The organism is Acidimicrobiales bacterium, assembly GCA_035533095.1.
Lineage (GTDB): Bacteria > Actinomycetota > Acidimicrobiia > Acidimicrobiales > Palsa-688 > DATLUM01.
Genome location: DATLUM010000009.1, coordinates 1 through 18,734, shown reverse-complemented (window position 1 = coordinate 18,734; position 18,734 = coordinate 1). Strand labels below are relative to the sequence as shown.

The 18,734-nt window shown below is 67.1% G+C and carries 11 protein-coding genes; 6 read left to right on the top strand and 5 right to left on the bottom strand.

Annotation, left to right across the window (positions count from 1 at the left end; all coding sequences use genetic code 11):
* Nucleotides 1–253: 253 nt before the first annotated feature.
* A complete protein-coding gene (locus VNF71_00870; GenBank protein HVA73101.1) occupies nt 254–1,174 on the top strand; it encodes a hypothetical protein in 921 nt (306 codons plus the stop codon).
* Between the two features lie 123 nt (nt 1,175–1,297).
* Here the strand turns inward: VNF71_00870 and VNF71_00865 are convergent, their stop codons facing one another.
* Together VNF71_00865 and VNF71_00860 are read right to left on the bottom strand one after the other, a co-directional pair.
* Nucleotides 1,298–2,026 (bottom strand): DUF429 domain-containing protein, encoded by a 729-nt coding sequence (locus VNF71_00865; protein HVA73100.1) that lies wholly within the window; start codon nt 2,024–2,026, stop codon nt 1,298–1,300.
* On the bottom strand, nt 2,026–3,117 hold the full coding sequence (locus VNF71_00860) for a PilT/PilU family type 4a pilus ATPase (GenBank protein HVA73099.1): 1,092 nt from the start codon (nt 3,115–3,117) through the stop codon (nt 2,026–2,028). Before VNF71_00860 ends, VNF71_00865 begins: the two co-directional genes overlap by 1 nt.
* Before the next feature lie 713 nt (nt 3,118–3,830).
* Between VNF71_00860 and VNF71_00855 the strand changes: the two genes are divergently transcribed.
* Both VNF71_00855 and VNF71_00850 read left to right on the top strand, forming a co-directional pair.
* Entirely contained in the window at nt 3,831–4,901 is a 1,071-nt protein-coding gene (locus tag VNF71_00855; GenBank protein HVA73098.1) for a trypsin-like peptidase domain-containing protein, read from the top strand.
* Nucleotides 4,902–4,931: 30 nt separating this feature from the next.
* On the top strand, nt 4,932–5,957 hold the full coding sequence (locus VNF71_00850) for a GNAT family N-acetyltransferase (protein ID HVA73097.1): 1,026 nt from the start codon (nt 4,932–4,934) through the stop codon (nt 5,955–5,957).
* 12 nt (nt 5,958–5,969) lie between these two features.
* Here VNF71_00850 and VNF71_00845 read toward each other — a convergent pair whose 3' ends face one another.
* On the bottom strand, nt 5,970–8,411 hold the full coding sequence (locus VNF71_00845; GenBank protein ID HVA73096.1) for a sensor domain-containing phosphodiesterase: 2,442 nt from the start codon (nt 8,409–8,411) through the stop codon (nt 5,970–5,972).
* Between the two features lie 545 nt (nt 8,412–8,956).
* Between VNF71_00845 and VNF71_00840 the strand changes: the two genes are divergently transcribed.
* Nucleotides 8,957–10,195: an MFS transporter gene (locus tag VNF71_00840; GenBank protein ID HVA73095.1), complete on the top strand. Its 1,239-nt coding sequence runs from the start codon at nt 8,957–8,959 to the stop codon at nt 10,193–10,195.
* 453 nt (nt 10,196–10,648) lie between these two features.
* Entirely contained in the window at nt 10,649–11,560 is a 912-nt protein-coding gene (locus VNF71_00835; GenBank protein ID HVA73094.1) for a hypothetical protein, read from the top strand.
* A gap of 101 nt (nt 11,561–11,661) precedes the next feature.
* Here the strand turns inward: VNF71_00835 and VNF71_00830 are convergent, their stop codons facing one another.
* Nucleotides 11,662–12,711, bottom strand: coding sequence for an alpha/beta hydrolase (locus VNF71_00830; GenBank protein HVA73093.1), 1,050 nt, complete (start codon nt 12,709–12,711; stop codon nt 11,662–11,664).
* A 43-nt stretch (nt 12,712–12,754) separates the two neighbouring features.
* On the bottom strand, nt 12,755–14,524 hold the full coding sequence (locus tag VNF71_00825) for an MFS transporter (protein HVA73092.1): 1,770 nt from the start codon (nt 14,522–14,524) through the stop codon (nt 12,755–12,757).
* Nucleotides 14,525–14,672: 148 nt separating this feature from the next.
* Between VNF71_00825 and VNF71_00820 the strand changes: the two genes are divergently transcribed.
* Nucleotides 14,673–18,491 carry an adenylate/guanylate cyclase domain-containing protein gene (locus VNF71_00820; GenBank protein ID HVA73091.1) on the top strand — a complete coding sequence of 1,273 codons (3,819 nt, stop codon included), beginning with the start codon at nt 14,673–14,675 and terminating at the stop codon, nt 18,489–18,491.
* The last annotated feature ends 243 nt before the right edge of the window (nt 18,492–18,734 follow it).

Sequence of the window (18,734 nt, the reverse complement as noted above, 5' to 3'; positions counted from 1 at the left end):
GGGACACAGGCGTCATCTCACGACGGCTACGTCCCTCAAAACAGGACCGTCCCTCAAAAGTCAGATTGAAATATCACGAGAGTCGTGATTGCGCTGCCCGAGATGTCGGGGGGTCTGCGCCCGGCCCGCCGGCGCGACTCCGCTCGCGGCCGTCGCGCGTCGCTGGTAGGTTCGCCCCGGGTCTCCTCATATCGGGGTTTCGGACCCACCCCCGCAGTGCCAAATCAGCACGACAGCGTGGAGGTGGAGCCGAATGTACGAACCGATCCGGGTTTCCGGCTGGCAACAGTTGGCCGAAGAGCTGCTAGAGACCCTCGGGGACGAGGTGCGCGACCAGGGGGTCCCGACCTGGGTCAGGGTCTTCGACGACGATGACGAGGAGTCGGGTTTCGCTGTGGACGCGAGCAGCGAACCTCAGGCGCTGCTCGGTTGGACGGCGCCGCCCGAGTGCGTCGCCGTCGGGGTTGTCGCCACCGGGCGACTCCGGGTCGACCCTTCCGCGGCCGGCGGCTGGTCGGGTGACGGGCGCAGCTTCGGCGACGTCTACCAGGACCTCGCCCAGATAGAGGGGTCGCGGATCCGGATGTGCTGCGTCGTGGGTCGATCCGGTGACGTGGGATGGCACCTGGAGGGCCCGCATGGCGTCCGCGGCACCTCGGCGCCCGAGGCTGGCCGGCTGCTGGACTGCCTCAAGCGCTGCCTGGGTCTGGCCACGCCGCCTCCCCCGGAGCCGGCTGCAGAGTTGCACGCGGCCGCCTGGATCGCGTCCGTGCTGGAGGCGGCGATGGAATCACCGAGGCCTCTGACGTGGTCCGACGTGACCCGCCTCCACCCCTTGGCCAGGCTTCTCGCGGGCGACCTGGGCGGACCCACGGGCGGCGAGGACGCCGAGGACGGCGTGGAGGGCGACGTGGAGAAGCCGGACGAGCTTGCCGACATGATCCGCATCGCGGCCAACGCCTGGTCCTGGCCGGAGATCCGCGCCCAGGCCGCCGGCGGCAACCTCGAAGGGCTCGTCGACGCGCGGATGGCGGCGTGGATGGACGACGGCATGTTCGCCAGGTGGCTGCTGTCCCTGGTGCCCCCCGTGGAGCAGCTGATCGGAGCGGTGCGCGCATACCTGGTGCCGTCTGCGGCGGCTCGCTTGGAGAACGCGGTGGCGCCGGGCGTGTAGGAGGGAACCTCACGCCAAGACGACCACGGGCCGGCCTGCTGGTATTGCAGGCCGGCCCGCCGGCCGGAGCAAACCCGGGGCCCCGCTGGCTCCGGGTCTGAGGGCTGCCCCCTCAGATCTTGCCTAGAAGACGATGTCCATTCGCACTCCGTCCTCGTCCCATACGGGAGGATCCGCAGCCCGTGAGATGGCGTGAGCGATCACGCGACGGGCGGTCCACAGGTCCGACAGGGCGTCGACGAGCTTGTCCTCGCGCACCCCGCGGGGCCGTTCGGCGAGCACGCGCTCCGCACCGGGCAGCTTGTGGACGAGAAGTTCGATCCGCTCCTGGCGGCCCAAAATGGTGCGGCGCCCGTAGGTGAGATCCTTGCCGTCGTTCATCTGCCGGAACGACAACTCGGGGTTCACCTCCCAGACGGCTCGCTGGCGCCAGGACTGCACCTCGCGGATCGACTCTGTGGCCTTCGAAAGCGACCGCCAGCGGACGATGTCGACGCTGGGGTCGATCCGCTGTGCCTCCTCGAGGCTGGTCGCCTCGAGAAGCGCCTTCGACGGCGCCCGGACTGCCGCAGCGCGGCGGCGACCGAGCAACTCACGGGCGGTGGTGTCGCAGGAGCGGTCCTCGTTGGGCTTCTCCTGGGTGCCTACTGGAGCGTGCAGCGCCACAACGCTGAACGACGGCCGGTAATCCAACACCTCCGCCAGGCTTCCGAGCACGTATGCGGGCTGGGGAGCCAGAGATATCCCCTGCAGGTTCCCGGGGGCGACGAGCCACCCGCCGCTCACGGGCTCGACGCCGGCGAGGATTTGGTAGGGCAGCGCTGAGCGCTGCCCTACCGGCCCGCTGGGCATCACGCCGCGCCGTCGACCGGCACCGGCTGCGGTCTCGGCTTAGGGATGTCCTGCGGGTAAAGGCTGGCGTCGACTGCAGTTTGGTAGTCGATGACGCCGGCCTGGATCAGCTCCGTGAGGGCCGTCTCGAGAGTCTGCATGCCGTCGGCCTTGTGGGTCGCGACGACGTTGCGCAGCTGGCGGGTCTTGCCTTCACGGACGAGGTTGCGTACGGCGGGGATGCCGACCATCAGTTCGTAGGCGGCGACCAGGCCGTGGCCAATCTTCGGCACGAGGCGCTGGTAGAGCACCGCGAGCAGGGTGCCGGCGAGCTGAAGCTGGATCTGTGGTCGGCGGTCGGCGGGGAAGACGTCGATGATCCGGTCGATGGCCTGGGCCGAGTCGTTGGTGTGAAGCGTGGTGATGACCAGGTGACCGGTCTCGGCGATCGTCAGGGCTGCGGCGATGCTCTCGAGGTCGCGCATCTCGCCGACGAGTACGACATCGGGGTCCTCGCGCAGGACCGACCTGAGCGCGGCGTCGAAGGACTCGGTGTCGGAGCCCACCTCACGCTGCGAAACCGCCGACATATGGTTGTCGTGGAGGTACTCGATCGGGTCTTCGATGGTGACGATGTGGCAGGCACGGTTGTGGTTCAGGACGTCGATCATGGAAGCCATCGACGTCGACTTGCCCGACCCGGTCGGCCCGGTCACCAGGATGAGGCCGCTCGGGTTGCGCAGGATGCCCGACAGCACTGGTGGTAGGCCGAGCTCGACCGGACTCGGGATCTCCATCGGGATGCGCCTCAACGACAGAGAGCACGCCCCGCGCTGGTAGAACGCGTTCGCACGGATGCGTGCCTTGTTCCGCCACGAGAAGGAGAAGTCGACCTCCCGGCCGAGGTGGACCCTGTCGCCGTACTGGTCCTTGATCTGCGCCCGGGCGATCGCCTCGATCTCCTCCCCGGAGAGGGGCTCCGCGTCCTCGAGCGGCGCCAGCCGCCCGTCGACCCGCAGCAGGGGTGCCGCTCCGTCGGTGAGAAGGATGTCCGTCCCTTCGCGCTCGTGCAGCACCGAAAGCCAAGCGTCAAGACGGGGTTCAACGGCCATGTGCCAATCATCGAGCAGGGCCGTCATAGGGCCCGCAACGGTCCATCAACCGATACACAACTGCTGAGTAGGTTGGGAAAACGCCGGGTCAGGGCATTTGGTGCTGGCAGGAGCGCTCAGTTCGGGGTCGCCGTCCTCCGCCTGCCGTAAGTTTCAGGGCGGTTTCATAGAATGCTCAGCTAGACGCCGTTTACTGGCTTCGAAGAGCGGCCAATCCATCTACCTGCTGGCCGGCGAGGATCATGGACGACACACACGAACCAGGTACGAACGGCGAGCACCAGCCTGGCGGCGGCGCGGCGGAGGAGCCGGTGGCCGGCGCTTCACCTTGGAGCAGCGGCGGAGAATGGAATCCCCCTCCCCCTGCCTCGCCGTCACCCCCATGGGAACCGCGCCCCGGAGCAGGGAGCGACGCGCCCGGTGGTTGGACCCCGGGCGGCTGGGGCGGACCCGGAGGAGGTCCCCAGTCCGGTTTGTGGGGCGGGACTCCCCGAGGCTGGACCCCACCGTCGGGCCCCGGGTCGCCCGGGGGTGGCTCGGCCGGTGGCGGAGCCCCTGGAGGCTGGGGAGCCGCCCCGGGCGGTTGGGGTGGCGACTGGGCCGGTGGCCCCGCAGGCCCCCACTCCCCGAGCGGGTGGGCGACCCCGTGGGGTCGTCCAGGGCCTTCCCGCCCGCGCCAGACGCTCCCCGGGGCAGTCATAGCGCTTCTCCTCGTGGTCGCGGTGCTCGTCGGTCTGGGGATCGGGCACGGGGTCTGGAAATCCACCGCGAACCCGTCGCCGGCGGGATCAGGGAGTGCGCTTGCACCCTCGGGTGTCGGGAACTCCGGCAACTCCGGCCAGGGCGGGAGCATCGACCCCGCCTCCGTCGCGGCCAAGGTCAGCCCCGCACTGGTGGACATCAACACGTCGCTCAGCTACCAGCACGACCAGGCTGCCGGGACGGGCATCGTCCTCACCTCCGACGGGGTCGTGCTGACCAACAATCACGTCATATCAGGCGCTACCTCCATCTCGGCGACCGACGTGGGCAACGGGAAGACCTACCCGGCGGACGTCGTGGGCTACGACCGCACCCACGACATCGCAGTCATCAAGCTGCGCGGTGCCTCAGATCTGCAGAAGGCCGAGATCGGCAACTCGGACAAGGTGTCCATTGGTGACGGCGTCGTCGGTCTCGGAAACGCCGGCGGGGTCGGGGGGCCACCGAGCAGCGCCGAAGGCACCGTCACCGGGTTGAACCGGTCGATCACGGCCAGCGACGAGGGGAACGGAACCACCGAGCAGCTCATGGGGCTCATCGAGACCAACGCCAACATCCAGCCGGGTGACTCGGGTGGCGCGCTGGTCAACTCGTCCGGTCAGGTCGTCGGGATGGACACGGCGGCGTCCGCCGGGTTCTCCTTCCAGACGCAGGGGAACCAGGGATTCGCCATCCCGATCAACCAGGCGATGTCGATCGCCGGGCAGATCCGGTCGGGCCAAGAGAGCTCGACGGTCCACATCGGTCCGACAGCGTTCCTCGGTGTCCTGGTCGACACCCGGGCGTCGTCGCAGGGAGCGACTCTGAGCGGTGTGGTACCGAGCGGTCCCGCCGCCCAGGCCGGTCTGCAAAGCGGTGACACGATCGTCTCCCTCGGCGGGAAGAACGTGGACTCTCCAAACACGCTGACTGCCCTCGTCGGCCAGTACCACCCCGGACAGAGTGTCGCCATCGGCTGGCTCGACGCTTCGGGGCAGAACCATCAGGCGTCGATCACACTGGCGAACGGACCGGCCGCCTAGGGTGACCGCCGGCTCGACCGCTCCGGCCGGATGAGCTCTCCGGTCGACCCGGCGCGCCTGGCGTCCCTGCCGATCCTCGAAGGCGCGACGATTACGGAACTAGCCCCTGCCGCCAGGCGCATGTGGTGGCGGGAGGCACAAGCCGGAGAGGTGCTCCTGCGCGAAGGTGAACCGGGCGACACGTTCGGGCTGCTCGTCGAAGGCGCGGTCGCCGTCACCAGGCGGTCGACTCGACCGGGGGCGGGCGCCGAGCCACACCACCTCGCCGACGCGAACCCCGGTTCGATCCTGGGCGAACTGTCAGTCCTGCGGGGCGGATTGCGCGTGGCGACCCTCACCGCGACCGCTCCTTCGTTGCTGGCGGTGGGCGACCGGGCTGCGCTCGACCTGCTCATGTCCGTGCCAGCCGTGCGAGACCGACTCGGGCGGCTCGCGAGTGCCCGGCTTGCCCGCGACCTGAGACCGGTGCCAGCCACGCTGAAAGACGGGACCCCGGTCTGGATCCGCCCGCTGCTCCCGCAAGACCGCGCAGTCTTCCGATCCGTCGTGGCGCACTTCTCGCAGGACTCTCTCAGGCGCCGGTTCTTCTCCGTCGGCACGCCGTCAGAAGCCACCATCGAGTACCTGACAGACATCGACTACATCGACCACTTCGCATGGGTGGTGCTGGATGCCACCGAGCCGCACGAGGGCCTCGCGTCGGCGCGGTTCGTCCGGACGAACACACACGATCTCGCGGAGGTGGCGTTCGGCACCGCTGAGTCGCATCACGGTCGCGGCCTCGCCACTCTGCTCCTCGGCGCGATAGGAGTAGCCGCCGTCGAAGCGGGAGTGAGCAGGTTGGTCGCTCACGTCCTCGACGACAACGTGCCCATGCGGGCGGTGTTCGCCAAGGCCGGCGCGACGACCGTGTTCGAGGAGCCGGGAGTCCTAAGGGTGACGATGGCCAGCGAGGCGGCTGCATCCGTCCTGCCCAATGCCACCCGGGATCTTCTGGCGGCTGCCGTGCACGACATCGTCACGGCTGCGTCTTTGGCCCTGGCCCAGCCGGTCTGAGCCGGAAGCAGGTCAAGCGCCCTGCGAGACGCTCCAGAGGTGGCGCACGGGTGCAAGGCGCGAGGACTCACGGCTGTGCAGCCAGAGCCGGCACTCCTCGGCCGGGATCGGCGGGGACAGGTAGTAGCCCTGCGCCTGGTCGCATCCGAGCTCCGCGAGGCGTTCCCAGGTGCTGAGATCTTCGACGCCTTCGGCGACCACAACGTGCCCCAGATTGCGGGCCAGTTCGATCGTCGCGCGCACGATGGCCTCGTCCTTGGATTCGGCGCACATGTGCATGACGAACGAGCGGTCGATCTTGACGGTCGTCACCGGAAGCCGCTGCAGGCGCGATAGCGAGGAGTAGCCGGTGCCGTAGTCGTCGATCGCGATCTTGACGCCGAGCTCAGCGAGGCTCTCGAGCACCTTCTCGGACCGTTCGGGCTCCAGCATGATGGAGGACTCGGTGATCTCCAGGGTGAGAGTGCCCGGTCGGACCCGAAGATCCTCGAGCATCTGCCGCAGCCGTGAGACCAACCCGCCGTCGAGGAGGCTGCGCGCCGAGAGGTTCACGGCTACGTGGAAGTCGTAGCCGTCCTCGTGCCACTTGCGCAGCTGGCGCAGCGCCTTGTCGAGCACCCACCACGTGAGCTCCCCGATGATGCCGGTCTGCTCGGCGACGGGGATGAACTCATTGGGGCTGACGCTGCCGTAATGGTCGTGGCGCCAGCGAAGCAGTGCCTCGAAGCCGCGGACGTCGCCCGAACGGAGGTCAGCGACCGGCTGGTAGTAGACCTCGAGCTCGTCGGCCGCGATGGCCCTGCGCAGCTCGGTGGCGAGCTGCAGCCGGCGGGTGGTGTTGTGGTCGATGGACGGGTCGTACGTCACCAGGCCCCGATGCGACCGCTTCGCCTCGTACATCGCGACCTCGGCCCGCTTGAGAAGCGACGTGGGGTCGGTGCCGTGCAGAGGCGCGAGTGCGAGGCCGGCGCTCGCCCGCATTTCGAGGACGACGCCGCCGACGGAGATCGGGGACGCCACCGAGGAGATGGCAGCCTCGGCGGCCCGGATGACCTCGTCCGTCGATGAGGCCAGCGGGATCAGAATGGCGAACTCGTCGCCGCCCAGCCGAGCGGCCAGGCGGGTGTCGGCCGAAGGGCCGCGTACCCGGCGCGCGGTCTCCTGGAGAATCTCGTCGCCGATGTGGTGACCGAGCGTGTCGTTGATCTCCTTGAAGCCGTCGAGGTCCATGAGCACGACGGCGAGAAGCTCGTTCCTCTGCCTGCGCTCCAGGCCCGACTGCAGCCAGTTGGTGAAAGAGGACCGGTTGGCGAGCCCGGTCAGCTTGTCGTGGCGGGCCTCGTACTCGCGCAGGTCCATCTCGGACCGCAGCTTGTCGAGGCGGCGGCTACTCGTGAGGGCGGTGCCCATGTTGGCCGCAAGTGCCTCGAGGAGCCGCTGGTCCTCGCCGTCGAAGGTAGCAAGGCGACCTTCGCGGTCACCGAGCACCAACGCCCCCGAGCGGCCGTCACCGAACTCGAGGCGAGCGGCGAGAAGGTCGCCGAGGCCGAGGATGACAGCGAGGGGCGTGGGCTTCCCCCGCGGGATCAGAAGCGACGACCCTTCTTGGAGCAGGACCTGCAGCTCCGAGGGCATCTCGATCGGCGAACGCGATATGCGCCCCGACGCTTCGACCTCGTAGCGCACGTACACCGAGCCTTCGCCCTCGGGGAGGTAGGCGCCCGCGTACTGGCAGTGCAGCAAGCTCTTGGATTCCTCGAGCGCGTTCGACAAGAGCTCCCGCGCGTCGTCCGATCCCGAGAGCCGCATGGTGAAGCCGTAAAGCTTCTGGAGATCGGCGAAACGGTTGTGGATCTTGTTGGCCTTGCGGTACCAGACGGCGATGGCGAGACCGAGGCCTGCGAGGAGAATCAGAGCCCACGGTTGGATCCATGCCAGGGTCACCGCGAGGATCCCCAGCCCGGCGTTCAGAGGAAGGAACACCGCGTACTGGGTGCCCATACTCTTCAGGTAACTGACCTCTGGCACCCCAGTACTCAGCGTCACCACACCGAGGACTATCACGAATGTGACGGCCTCGAAAAGGAACATGAGACCAATCAACGCCGGCCAGGTGGAGACGTGATCGGGAGACGACCCACCAATCATCGGATGCAACGCCAACAGGGTTAGGGATGCGGCCAGGACGGAGCTGGCGGCGTTGAACAGTGTCCTGTTCGGAGTCCAGCGAAGCTTGTAAGCAGCGACGCCGATCGCCAGCATCTGGGCAAGCAACAAGGTTGAAGGGGTGGTGGTAATCGCGCCGAGGACCAAAACCAGGCTGAGAAGATCCTGGCTCATGGTCTGGTTGCCGATGTGGAATTGGACCGGGAAGACCAGCGAAAGGGCGAGCGCAACGGCGATCGCCGGCCAAGGCACCAGCGGGTGAATGTGCAGTGGTTGGACCGTGCTCACTGCTAAGTACCCGAGTACTCCGGCTGCTACGCAGACCGCCGCGATGTACGACCAGACGCGCACCTGACCCGGCCGGGGCCGGGCCTCCTCGCTGCGACTGTCCGGTTGGGTAGTGCTCAATTGCCCCTCCCGCCCCTTGGCGCGGATTCGGGTCATGTATCGGCCCGATAAAACTAGGCCTTCACCAATTTCTTATCAACGACGTCACAACAATCCCTTTCACGCCGTTTTCTTGCTATCTGCCCCCTGGAAAAACCGGAAGTCAACCCTTACCCTCAGTGGTGGCAGGCAACACCCACAGCTGAGCACGGAAGGGAGGTGTCCCGACCAAATGACCCGCAAGTCTTGGACTTGGGGCTGAGGTCTGCCTAGTTGGCAGACCCCAGCACCCCTTTGCTGAGCACGGTCCGGCGCTGGCAGGCAACTGACCGTGGTATCCCAAATCAAACAATCGGCCCGGCCGGCGACGACCTTGAGACATATGTCGACGCCGGTCGGGCTTTATTCGGCGGAAGCACCAAACAAGAGGATCCACGCAGACCCCCATGCATTACCCACCGAGGCTGGAAAGTCGCTTCTGGCGTGTATGGACCGCCGCGGGTACCTCGTCGCTCGGCGACGGCATGGTCCTCGTCGGCTTTCCCCTCCTGGCCCTGAACTTCACCCACAACGCCGTGCTGATTGCCGGCGTCGCGATCGCGGGCGCCGTCCCGGCCCTACTCGTCGCGCTGCCGGCGGGAACCCTCGCCGACCGGACGAACCGGCGCCGCCTGCTGGTCGGGCTCGAGCTTGTCCGTTTCTCGATCCTGGCGGCCTTCGGAGTGGCGATCCTGCGCGGTTGGGACAGCCTGCCGATGCTGTACGCGGCGGTGTTCCTCCTGCGCGGCCTGAGCGTGGTGTTCGACATCACCGCCAGTGCGACCCTCCCCTCCATCGTGAAGCCGCGGCTTCTGGTCAAGGCGAATGCCAACCTGCTCACGGTGCAGACAGTCGCCCAGGAAATCGCCGGGCAGGCACTGGGGGGAATCCTGTTCGCCGCGACCGCGGCGCTTCCATTCATCGCGGACGCGGCGACGTTCGCTGCTTCGGCCGGCATGTTGAACCGGGCGGTTCCGGACAACCGGTCGGTAGGCACAAACACCTCCTTCGGGGCGGACCTGCGCGACGGTCTTCGATGGTTCGCAAGGCTTCCGTTGCTGCGCATGCTCACAGGACTCATCGCGTCCTTCGCCTTCTGCCAGGCGCTCGTCCTGGGAGTGATCGTGCTCTACGCCACACAAGACCTTCACATGACGAGGTCAGGCTTCGGACTGCTCCTCGGCGTCAGCGCCGTCGGCACGGCCATAGCTGCGGTGGCCGCCAACCAGATCCACGCACGCCTCGGAAGCGGGTGGAGCATCATCGCGGCAGGCTTGGCGGCGAGCGCCGCGTATCCGGTGATGTCGATCACCCACTCCCCGGTGACCGCCGGCGGCGCCCTGGCGCTCGAAGCGGCGGGGGTCGTCGTGGGAAACATCTCCGCCAGGTCGTTGCGCCAGGCGATCGTCCCGCCCGACCTCCAAGGCAGGGTGGCGAGCTCCTACCAGATGGCAGTGCTCACGGCCATCCCGTTGGGAAGCCTGCTCGGCGGAATCATGGTCGGCGAGATCGGCGTGAGAGAGACGTTTCTCGTCGCGGGCCTCCTCCAGGTGGCGATCCTCGCGGTGACAGCTCCGCGGCTGCTGGCGAGCATGCGCCGTCAGGCAAAGGTCATTTCGGACGCCCCGACCGTCGCGGCTGCCTGAAACACCCGTTTTCCACCACGCCCCGTGGAGCCGCGCGCGCAGTAAGCGCATGGGCTCCATCTTTTTCCCAAAAAGGTCGAATCCGGGCATGATTTCGGACATTTGTGGGGAAGCAATAGATGTCGGAGGTCCAAGAAAGGGCCGGGGCGGCATCGGCCGCCTCTACGTGAGGGACACACAGAGAGGAGGCCCAGATTGCGGATAGGCAGATGGAGTGCCGTCGTGGGGGCGGCGCTGCTAATGGGTATCCCGGCTGCCGCGGAGGCATCGACCGGGACAACCAGTACACAGACCACAACACCCACTGCGCAGACCCCAACAGCGCCGAACACGTCGACGACACAGCCGACGACGACCAAGACCAGCAGCACCCAAACATCTACGACCCGTACGGCGAGCAGCACTTCGACGCAGACCACCCCGGCACCGGGAGGTACTGCCGAGGCGTACGCGTTGAACCTCGCCAATATCCTCGCCATCAGCCACACAAAGGCGAGCGCTTCGGGAAGCGGAACCTCTTCGACCGCTGATCCTCTCGAACTCGGGGGGAGCGTTCCCTCGACGCAGTTCGGCGGAACGCAGAACGGTAACGGGAACAGCAAGGGAGCACTTCTCGATACCGGGCCGAGCAGCCAGTTCCGGTTGGCCCTCACCCCCTGGTCGGCGACCAACAGCCAGTCGTCGAGCGGGAGCACGGCCAGCGCGGTGTCCGACATCGTGCTGCTCGACCTGGGCGACCCGTCGACCTCGCAGTCGGCGAGCCTTCGGGTCCTGCAGTCGAAGTCCGACGCCAGTTGGACGCCGGCCGCCAGCTCCGGCAGCTCCTCCGCCGACGGGGCAATCCTCAACGCCGGTGGACCGAGCGGCCTGACCATAGACCTGCTCCACTCCGAGAGCAGCTCGTCCGGTGCCGGCAGCAGCTACCTCGTTTCGATCAACGGCACCCCGATCGGCAGCAGCAGCCAGGTCAACGGACAATGCGCCCTGACGATCCCGAGCCTGCTGTCGCTCAGCTGCGTCACCTCCTCCGGCGGCGTCGCGGGCACCGTTACGTCATCCGCCGGCGAGGTGCTGAGCGCGACCGTACTGCCGAACACCCCGGCGACCCAGCAGCTCGACGTGGTCAAGTCCACCACGGTCACCAACTCCGCTCCAACCGTGAGCTCGGGTAGCGGCAATGGCGCTCTCACGAGCCCGACGACCGCCCCACCTGCGGGCAACACGGGTCAAGCCGCGCCGGCGTCGTCGGGGGCGCTCGCCTTCACCGGCCTCGACATCGGAGGCCTCGTGGCACTCGCGCTGGCCCTCGGCCTGGGTGGTGTGGGACTCGTCTGGTGGTCGCGCCGGAAGACGTCCATCGTCTAACCAATCGAGTCAAGTGATCGAAGGGCGGCGCCGGCTTCCGGCGCCGCCCTCTTTTGCCTACGCGGCAGAGCCTCTGGTGAGATGGACCGGAAAGACGCGCGTCAGACGACGAAGCCGGAGGTGGGGTCGGGCAGCGCAGGCGCGGAATGGTCGACGCGCACGGCAGCCCCGGGGGTGGCCTCGAGGGGTCCGGGGTCGCTAGGTCCCTGCCGCTCGAGGGAGTGCAGGAGGGCTTCGGCGAAGGCGTCGGGGCGGTCGTTTTGCAGGTAGTGGTTCGCGGCCGGGACGATCCACAATTCGTTCGAACCTGGCTTCTTTTGCAGGTAGTGCTCCCATACGTGCATTGCCACACGGGGGGGCGACACGGTGTCGCAGATTCCCCAGATCACGGTTGAAGGAACTTCGCTCGCGGCCAGCGACTGCAGCCAAATGACTTCGTGTTCAGCACGTTCTCGCAGGTACTGGACGGTGTCGTGGAGGACGGAGATACCGTCGTTGTGGGCGAGGGTCGCAGCGAGCGCTTCGACCGTCGGGTCGCCGGGTGGTCTCTGCGGCGTGAACGTGGTGTTGCCCATCCCGGCCGCCAGCATTGCGGGCGTCATGACCTCCAAGACCTGCTTGGCGCGATCTGGGTCGAGAATGAGCTTTTGGAACGTCGTGAGATTCGCGAGCGGGAGGAAGATGTTGCCGTTGCTGAGCACGAGGTGCTCGATGGTGACGCCCGCTGGGTCTTCGCCTCGGGACAGGTTGTGGTGCATCAGGAGGGCGACGCTGTCACCGCGGTCGTGGGCGACCACGCGGCATTTCGATGCTGCAAGGACGTTCCTGAGGTGATGGACAAGAAGGCCGGCGTCGACTTCGAGGCTGTACGGCCAGTCCGGTGGCTTGCCGGAGAACCCGTAGCCGGGGAAGTCCAGCGCGCAGACCCGGTAGTCCTCGGCAAGCCGGTCGATCACGTCGTACCAGTCGATGCTGCTCGTCGGGAAGCCGTGGACCAACAGCAATAGCGGAGCGTCGGGCCGCCCAGCCTCGACGTGGAAGATGTCGATCGACTTTCCCGCCGCCTTGCCCGAGACGGGCTCCCACCTGTAGAGCGACCCGCGCTCGAGCCACTCCCGCGCTCGATCGTCAGCCGGCGTCAACGAAGACACGAACGCACTGTAGACATGCCGCCCGCGGCTCTCCTACCGGACTCTACGCATCGGTCGAGGCCGACACCGGCTTTCCGCTCTCCTCGTGATCCACCTGTGCGGACACCTTGTCGAGGGCCGCGTCGGTGATGTCCAGCACCGTGCTCGACGGATGCGTGAGCGACAGGCGGGTCCGGGCACCCTCGAGCAGCGACGGCGACGCACTGAGGTTCGTCAGCGCGTCGATGAAGTCGCTCCCGTCAATTTGCAGCAGGGAGCAGTCAGTTGTGGCGGTCACCGTCGCGGTGCGCGGCACGTGCCCCAGGAGCCCGATCTCGCCGAAGTAGCTCCCCGAGTTGAGCGTGCGGAGCCAACGAGCCTCGACACCCTGCTCCCCCACTGCGGTCACATCGAGTTGACCCTCGACGACCACGTAGAAGGCATCCGCAGTCTGGCCCTCGACCACCACCGGCGTGCCCGCCGGTACGTTCAGCTCTTTCGAGGCACCAGCGAGCCCCTCGAGGCTGGACCGAGAAGCGGCAGCGAAGAGATCCATGCGCTCCAAGATGGCGACGCGAGGGGCGAGGAGCACAGCCCGGGCTCCGGCAACGCGGTCCAACGCGACCAGCCGGGGAAGCGCCAACATGCACAGAGCCGGTACCCCGACTCCGTACACGATGAGCGTCGTGTGCAGACCCGCGTCAAGCACGACCGGTGTGATGAGGGCGCCGATGCTGATCGCCGCCAGCACCAACGCGAAGAACACACCGAAAACGCGAGCCACCATCTCCTTGGGAACCGACCGCTGCAGCGCGGTGATCGCCAGGGTGTCCACGACCAACGTTCCCGCCCCGCGGACGACCTGAAGAACGAAAGCGACTCCCGGCTGGTGGACGAATACGAGAAAAGCGGTAGGAAGGCAATACACGGTTATCCCGCCGATGATGGCGGGCGCCAGCCGGGGATTCCGAGCGAGGCGGTTCACCAAACCCGCACCCACGACGCCGCCCACTCCCAGGCCGGCGAGGAGATATCCGTACCCGCTGGAGCCTGTGTGCAACTGCTCGGTCGAGATCGGTACGAACAGGACCGTGTCGGTGCCGTAGACGAAGCTAGCCAGGACGCTGAACACCACGAAGATCGCCACAGTGGTGGTGGACACGACCGCCCGGAACCCTTCGACCATCTGGCGCAACGGGCCGGCACGCCCGCCGTCGGTCACATCGCTCGGGCGACTCCTCACTCCCATCGTCGAAACGATCAGCGCGGCCACTCCGAAGCTGGCCGCGTTCACGACCACCGCGAGGCTCGGACCGCCCACCGCCACCAAGCCGGCGCCGATCGCGGGGCCCAGAACGATGACCAGGTTGTCGACGACCCCGCTCAACGCGTTGGCGGCGGCCAGATCGTCCTCATCGGTCACTTGCGGGATCACCGCGGGTACCGCAGGGATGTACGCGGTCAACACGATGGCGGTCGCGGCAGCCAAAGCGACGGCGACGCCCACGGGCGCATGCCGCCACATCGCCAGCGCCAGGCCTGACTGCAAGGTGAGTGCAACCACGTTGAGAACGATCATCAGGCGAACCCGCTCGAACCGCTCCGCGATCACCCCGCCGTAAGCACTGAAGATCAGCGACGGAACGAATCGAGCCAACGCCCCTATCGCAACCCAGGACGTCGAATGAGTCTCCTCGAACAGGAACACGGCCAGCGCGACGGCGTACGCCCACGAGCCGGTTGACGACACAACCTGGCTGGAGAGAAGGCGACGAAGATCTCGCGAGCGGAGAGCAGATCGGTAGCCACTCGCCTGACCGGTCTTGGCCGTCATCGGATCCCCCTATTTGCCCCTCGGCGGATCGTACAACCGGCCGGTACCCCCTGCAACCAACCGGTCCCACATCGAGCTATGAAGACGTTACTGTCTCTTGCTCAGGCAATTCTGCGAACCTCTTTGGGCAAGAGCCGGTGGCCGAACAGTGACAGGGCGCGACGAGACGATCCTTTCGCCGTACGTAGCGGCACTTGCCACGCGTTGGCTGGCAGAGACTCCTGAGGACAGGGCCAGGATCCTCGAGGGCACGCTTGCCTTCGTCGACATCTCTGGTTTCACCCGTTTGACCGAAATGCTCGCGGGACGCGGCAAGGCCGGCGCGGAGGAGCTGACCGGCTACCTCGACGCCAGCTTCGCCGCGCTCTTGGACCTGGCTTACGCGAACGGCGGGGAACTCGTGAAGTGGGGAGGCGATGCCGTCCTTCTCTGGTACAGCGGAGAGGAACACGCGGCGCGCGCGGCCGACGCGGCGTGGCGAATGCAGCGGACGATGCGGCGAATCGGTCGCCTTCAGACCTCCGCGGGCCGCGCAACATTGCGCATGTCGGTCGGGATACACAGCGGCACCTTCCACTTCTTCTCAGTGGGGTCCCTGCACAGGGAACTGATCGTCACCGGCCCGGCGGCCTCTCTTACCGCCCACCTCGAGTCGGTGGCCGAGGCCGGAGAGATAGTGATCAGCCCCGACACGGCCCGGCAGCTCGACCCGAGAACGGTTGGACCAGGCAAGCAGGACGGCCTTCTGCTCGCCGCTGCGCCATCGGTACGCGCACGCGAGGTTCAGAGGTCAGCGGCTGTCCCGGCGGGGCCGCCCAGTGGGTGCCTCCCTGCGGTGCTCCGCGAGTTCCTTCTCGCTGCTCCGATCGAGAGCGAACACCGCCAGGTCGCAGTAGCGTTCGTCGAGTTCTCGGGAGTCGACGACCTCCTCGCGTGCGAAAGCCTGGAATCCGTCGCCGACGTCTTGGACCAAGTCCTGACCCGAGTCCAAGAGACGAGTGCTCGTCACGGTGTGACCTTCTGGGAGACGGACATCGCCGAAGACGGCGGCAAGATCATGCTGGTGGCCGGGGCGCCGACCGCCGGCGAGGACGACGCGGGCGCCCTCCTCGCCAGTGTCCGGGACGTCGTGGATGCGATCGGGCGCCTTCGCATCCGAGTGGGAGTCAACTACGGGCGTGTCTTCACCGGGGGATTCGGACCTTCCTACCGGCGCACGTACTCGGCGAAGGGTGACGCGATCAACCTGGCGGCACGCCTGATGGGTCGGGCGGGGGCAGGCGAGGTGTACGCCTCCGAAGCAGTGATCCAACGCAGCCGGCTCGGCTTCGTGACGGAAGAGCTCGAGCCATTCCTCGTGAAGGGCAAGGAGCACCCCGTGCGTGCTAGCCGGGTGTTCGCCGCGCTCTCCGGACGGCGAGCTGTCACGCACATGGGACCCGCGCTGGCAGGGCGTGAGAAGGAGATGCTCTTCCTTGTCGATCGCCTCGACGCCGCGACCACAGGACGCGGATCATGTGTCGAGTTGGTGGGACCTGCAGGTATCGGCAAGTCACGCCTAGTAGAAGAGGTCCGCTCCCGCGCTGCGGGCCACCGGGTGGTGGACGTGGTGTGCGACGAGTTCCACTCGTTGAACCCTCACACCTCCATCGGAGCACTGGTACGCGAGATCCTCGACATCGATTCAGAGGCGGATGAGGTCACGCGCGGGTTGCAGTTGGAGGCGACGGTACGCCGCCTCGCGCCCCACCTCCTACCTCTTGTGCCACTGCTCGCTCCGGTAATCGGGGCGGACGCAGAACCGACCCCGGAGACGCGGGTCCTCGACGACAGGTTCCGCCAGGAGCGCCTGGCAGACACCCTGGTCCAACTCCTGTCAGCAGGATTGCCGGGGCCGGCTCTCATCGTGGCCGAGGACGCGCAATGGATGGACGACGCGAGCGCGTCTCTCTTCCGGCGACTCCTCTCCGCTGCGACCCAACGTTCGTGGTTGGTGCTCGTGGCACGACGACCTGTCGAACGCGGTTTGGATCTCGGTGATCTTCCTGATGTCGAACGCCTGCAAGTGGGGCCCCTGGGTTCAGGCGCCGTCACACAACTGCTCCGATCGGTGACAGCGGAAATCCCGCTCGTGCCGCATTTGCGGGAGACGATCGCTGATCGCAGCGGGGGCAATCCCCTTTTCCTCCTCGAGTTGGTTGGGGCCGGCCAGCAGTCGGGGTTCGACAAGGCGATGCCCGACTCGGTCGAAGGCGTCTTCGCAGCGCAGATCGACCAGCTGCCTCCTGAGGACCGGCGGATCCTGCGGATCGCTTCCGTCTTCGGGAAGCAGGTGGACGTCGAAGCCCTGCGCGAGCTGGCCGGCACCGAGCTTGACATCTCAACGCTCATGGGAGACTTCTTCACCGCCGATGGGCGTGGGTTGGTCGGCTTCCGGCACAGCATGCTGCGTGACGCCGCCTATGAAGGACTGCCCTTCGCTCGGAGGCGCGAACTGCACGCCAGGGCCGGTGAGATCCTCGAAGGCCGGGCCGGTGAGAGCACCGCCGAAATCGCCGGCGTGCTCGCAATCCACTTCGAGCAGGCCGGTGAACATCCCTCTGCATGGAAATACGCCCGCGTCGCAGCCGAACGGGCCCGCTCCGTGCACGCCCCGCTCGAGGCAGCCACGTTCTACGAACATGCACTGCGTGCCGGGCGGGCAGTACGCGACATCCCCCCCGGCGAACTCCTCGAAGTCGCTGAGGCTCTAGGCGACGCCCATACCCACCTGGGCCAGTTCACGCTCGCGGAACAGTCCTTCCGTCATGCCCGTCGATGGGCACAGACCCCCGTCGGAGCCGCCAGGCTCCAATTCAAGAGGGCGCTCGCGACAGACCGATCCGGCAACTACCGCAAGACCCTTCAATTGCTATCACTCGCCGACCGCAGCCTCGGGCAAGGCGATTCATCGGCCCTGTTACGGATGCGGGCGGAGATCCGAGCTCAATACGGTCTGGTTCGCCACAGGCAGGGCAAAGGGCCCGATGCCGTGCGCCTTCTGCGCGAAGCAGTGAAGTGGGCGACCGAGGCAGACGCAGGTGACGTTCTCGCGAACACCCTGCTTTATCTGGACATCGCCGAGCTGACGGCTGGCATGTCCGGAGACGGGAGCCATGCGCGGCGTGCCCTCTCCATCCAGACGAGCTTGGGCGACAACCCGTGGCTGGAGGCCAGGGCGCTCAACCAGCTCGGGATCCGGGCGTACTTCTCCGGGCGCTGGTCGGAAGCCGTGCGCTACTACTCGCAATCCAGGGACGCCTGCAACCGCGCCGGCGACCGCTGGACGGCTGCGGTCGAGTCGGCCAACATCGCCGAGGTACTTGCCGACCAGGGTTACCTGACGGAAGCGCAACCAGTCCTCGAAGAAGCACTAGAGACGTACAGAGCCGCCGGGACCGCGACCTTCGTGGCCGACGGCACCCGCCTCCTGGGCCGGCTCGCGGCCCGGCGCGGAGACCCCGAGTTGAGCCGGCAACTCCTGGCGGCAGCCCGCGGCATCTACGAGTCGGACGGCGAGTCACTGCAGGTGATACTCACCGATGCCATGCTCGCCGAAGCCCTTCTACGCGCGGGCGAACCCGACGCAGCGGCCGAGCTCGCCCGGCGCGTCCTAACAAACGCGAACTCCCTCCCCGGCCGCCATCTCGTGGTGCCGCTCGCTCAGAGGGTGCTCGGAGTAGCGCTCCGTTCGCTCGGCTTGGATGCTGCCCAGGCTCGCCAGGCGCTCGCAGAGAGCATCGCGGTCGCCCGGCGTCACGACGCCCGGTACGAGTTGGCACTGTCCCTGCAGGCGGTGAGCGACCTGTGGCCGACAGACCTGACAGATGACGAATCCGACGAGCGCGACGCCTTGTTCCGTGAACTCGGCGTCATCGAATCGGCACGAGCGCTCGTGATGAGCGGCTTACCAGAAGCTGTCGTCTGAAAGGAGCTGAGCCACGGCTACGTACGGCTCGTCGGCGGTCGCTGCAGGGTCAGTCGCCTATCGGTGAGGGAGTCGATCGTGGTGAGCGAGATGAGCCAGGCGTCTAGGCGGCGTTGCCGTACTCGAGCTGCTTCAAGGCGGCAATGCGTTCGGCGATCGGAGGATGGGTGTCGAATAGGTGATGGAACCAGCTCTCGTGGTGCTGGAGCGGGTCGTCGATACACATGGCCGCGGTGGCGTGGT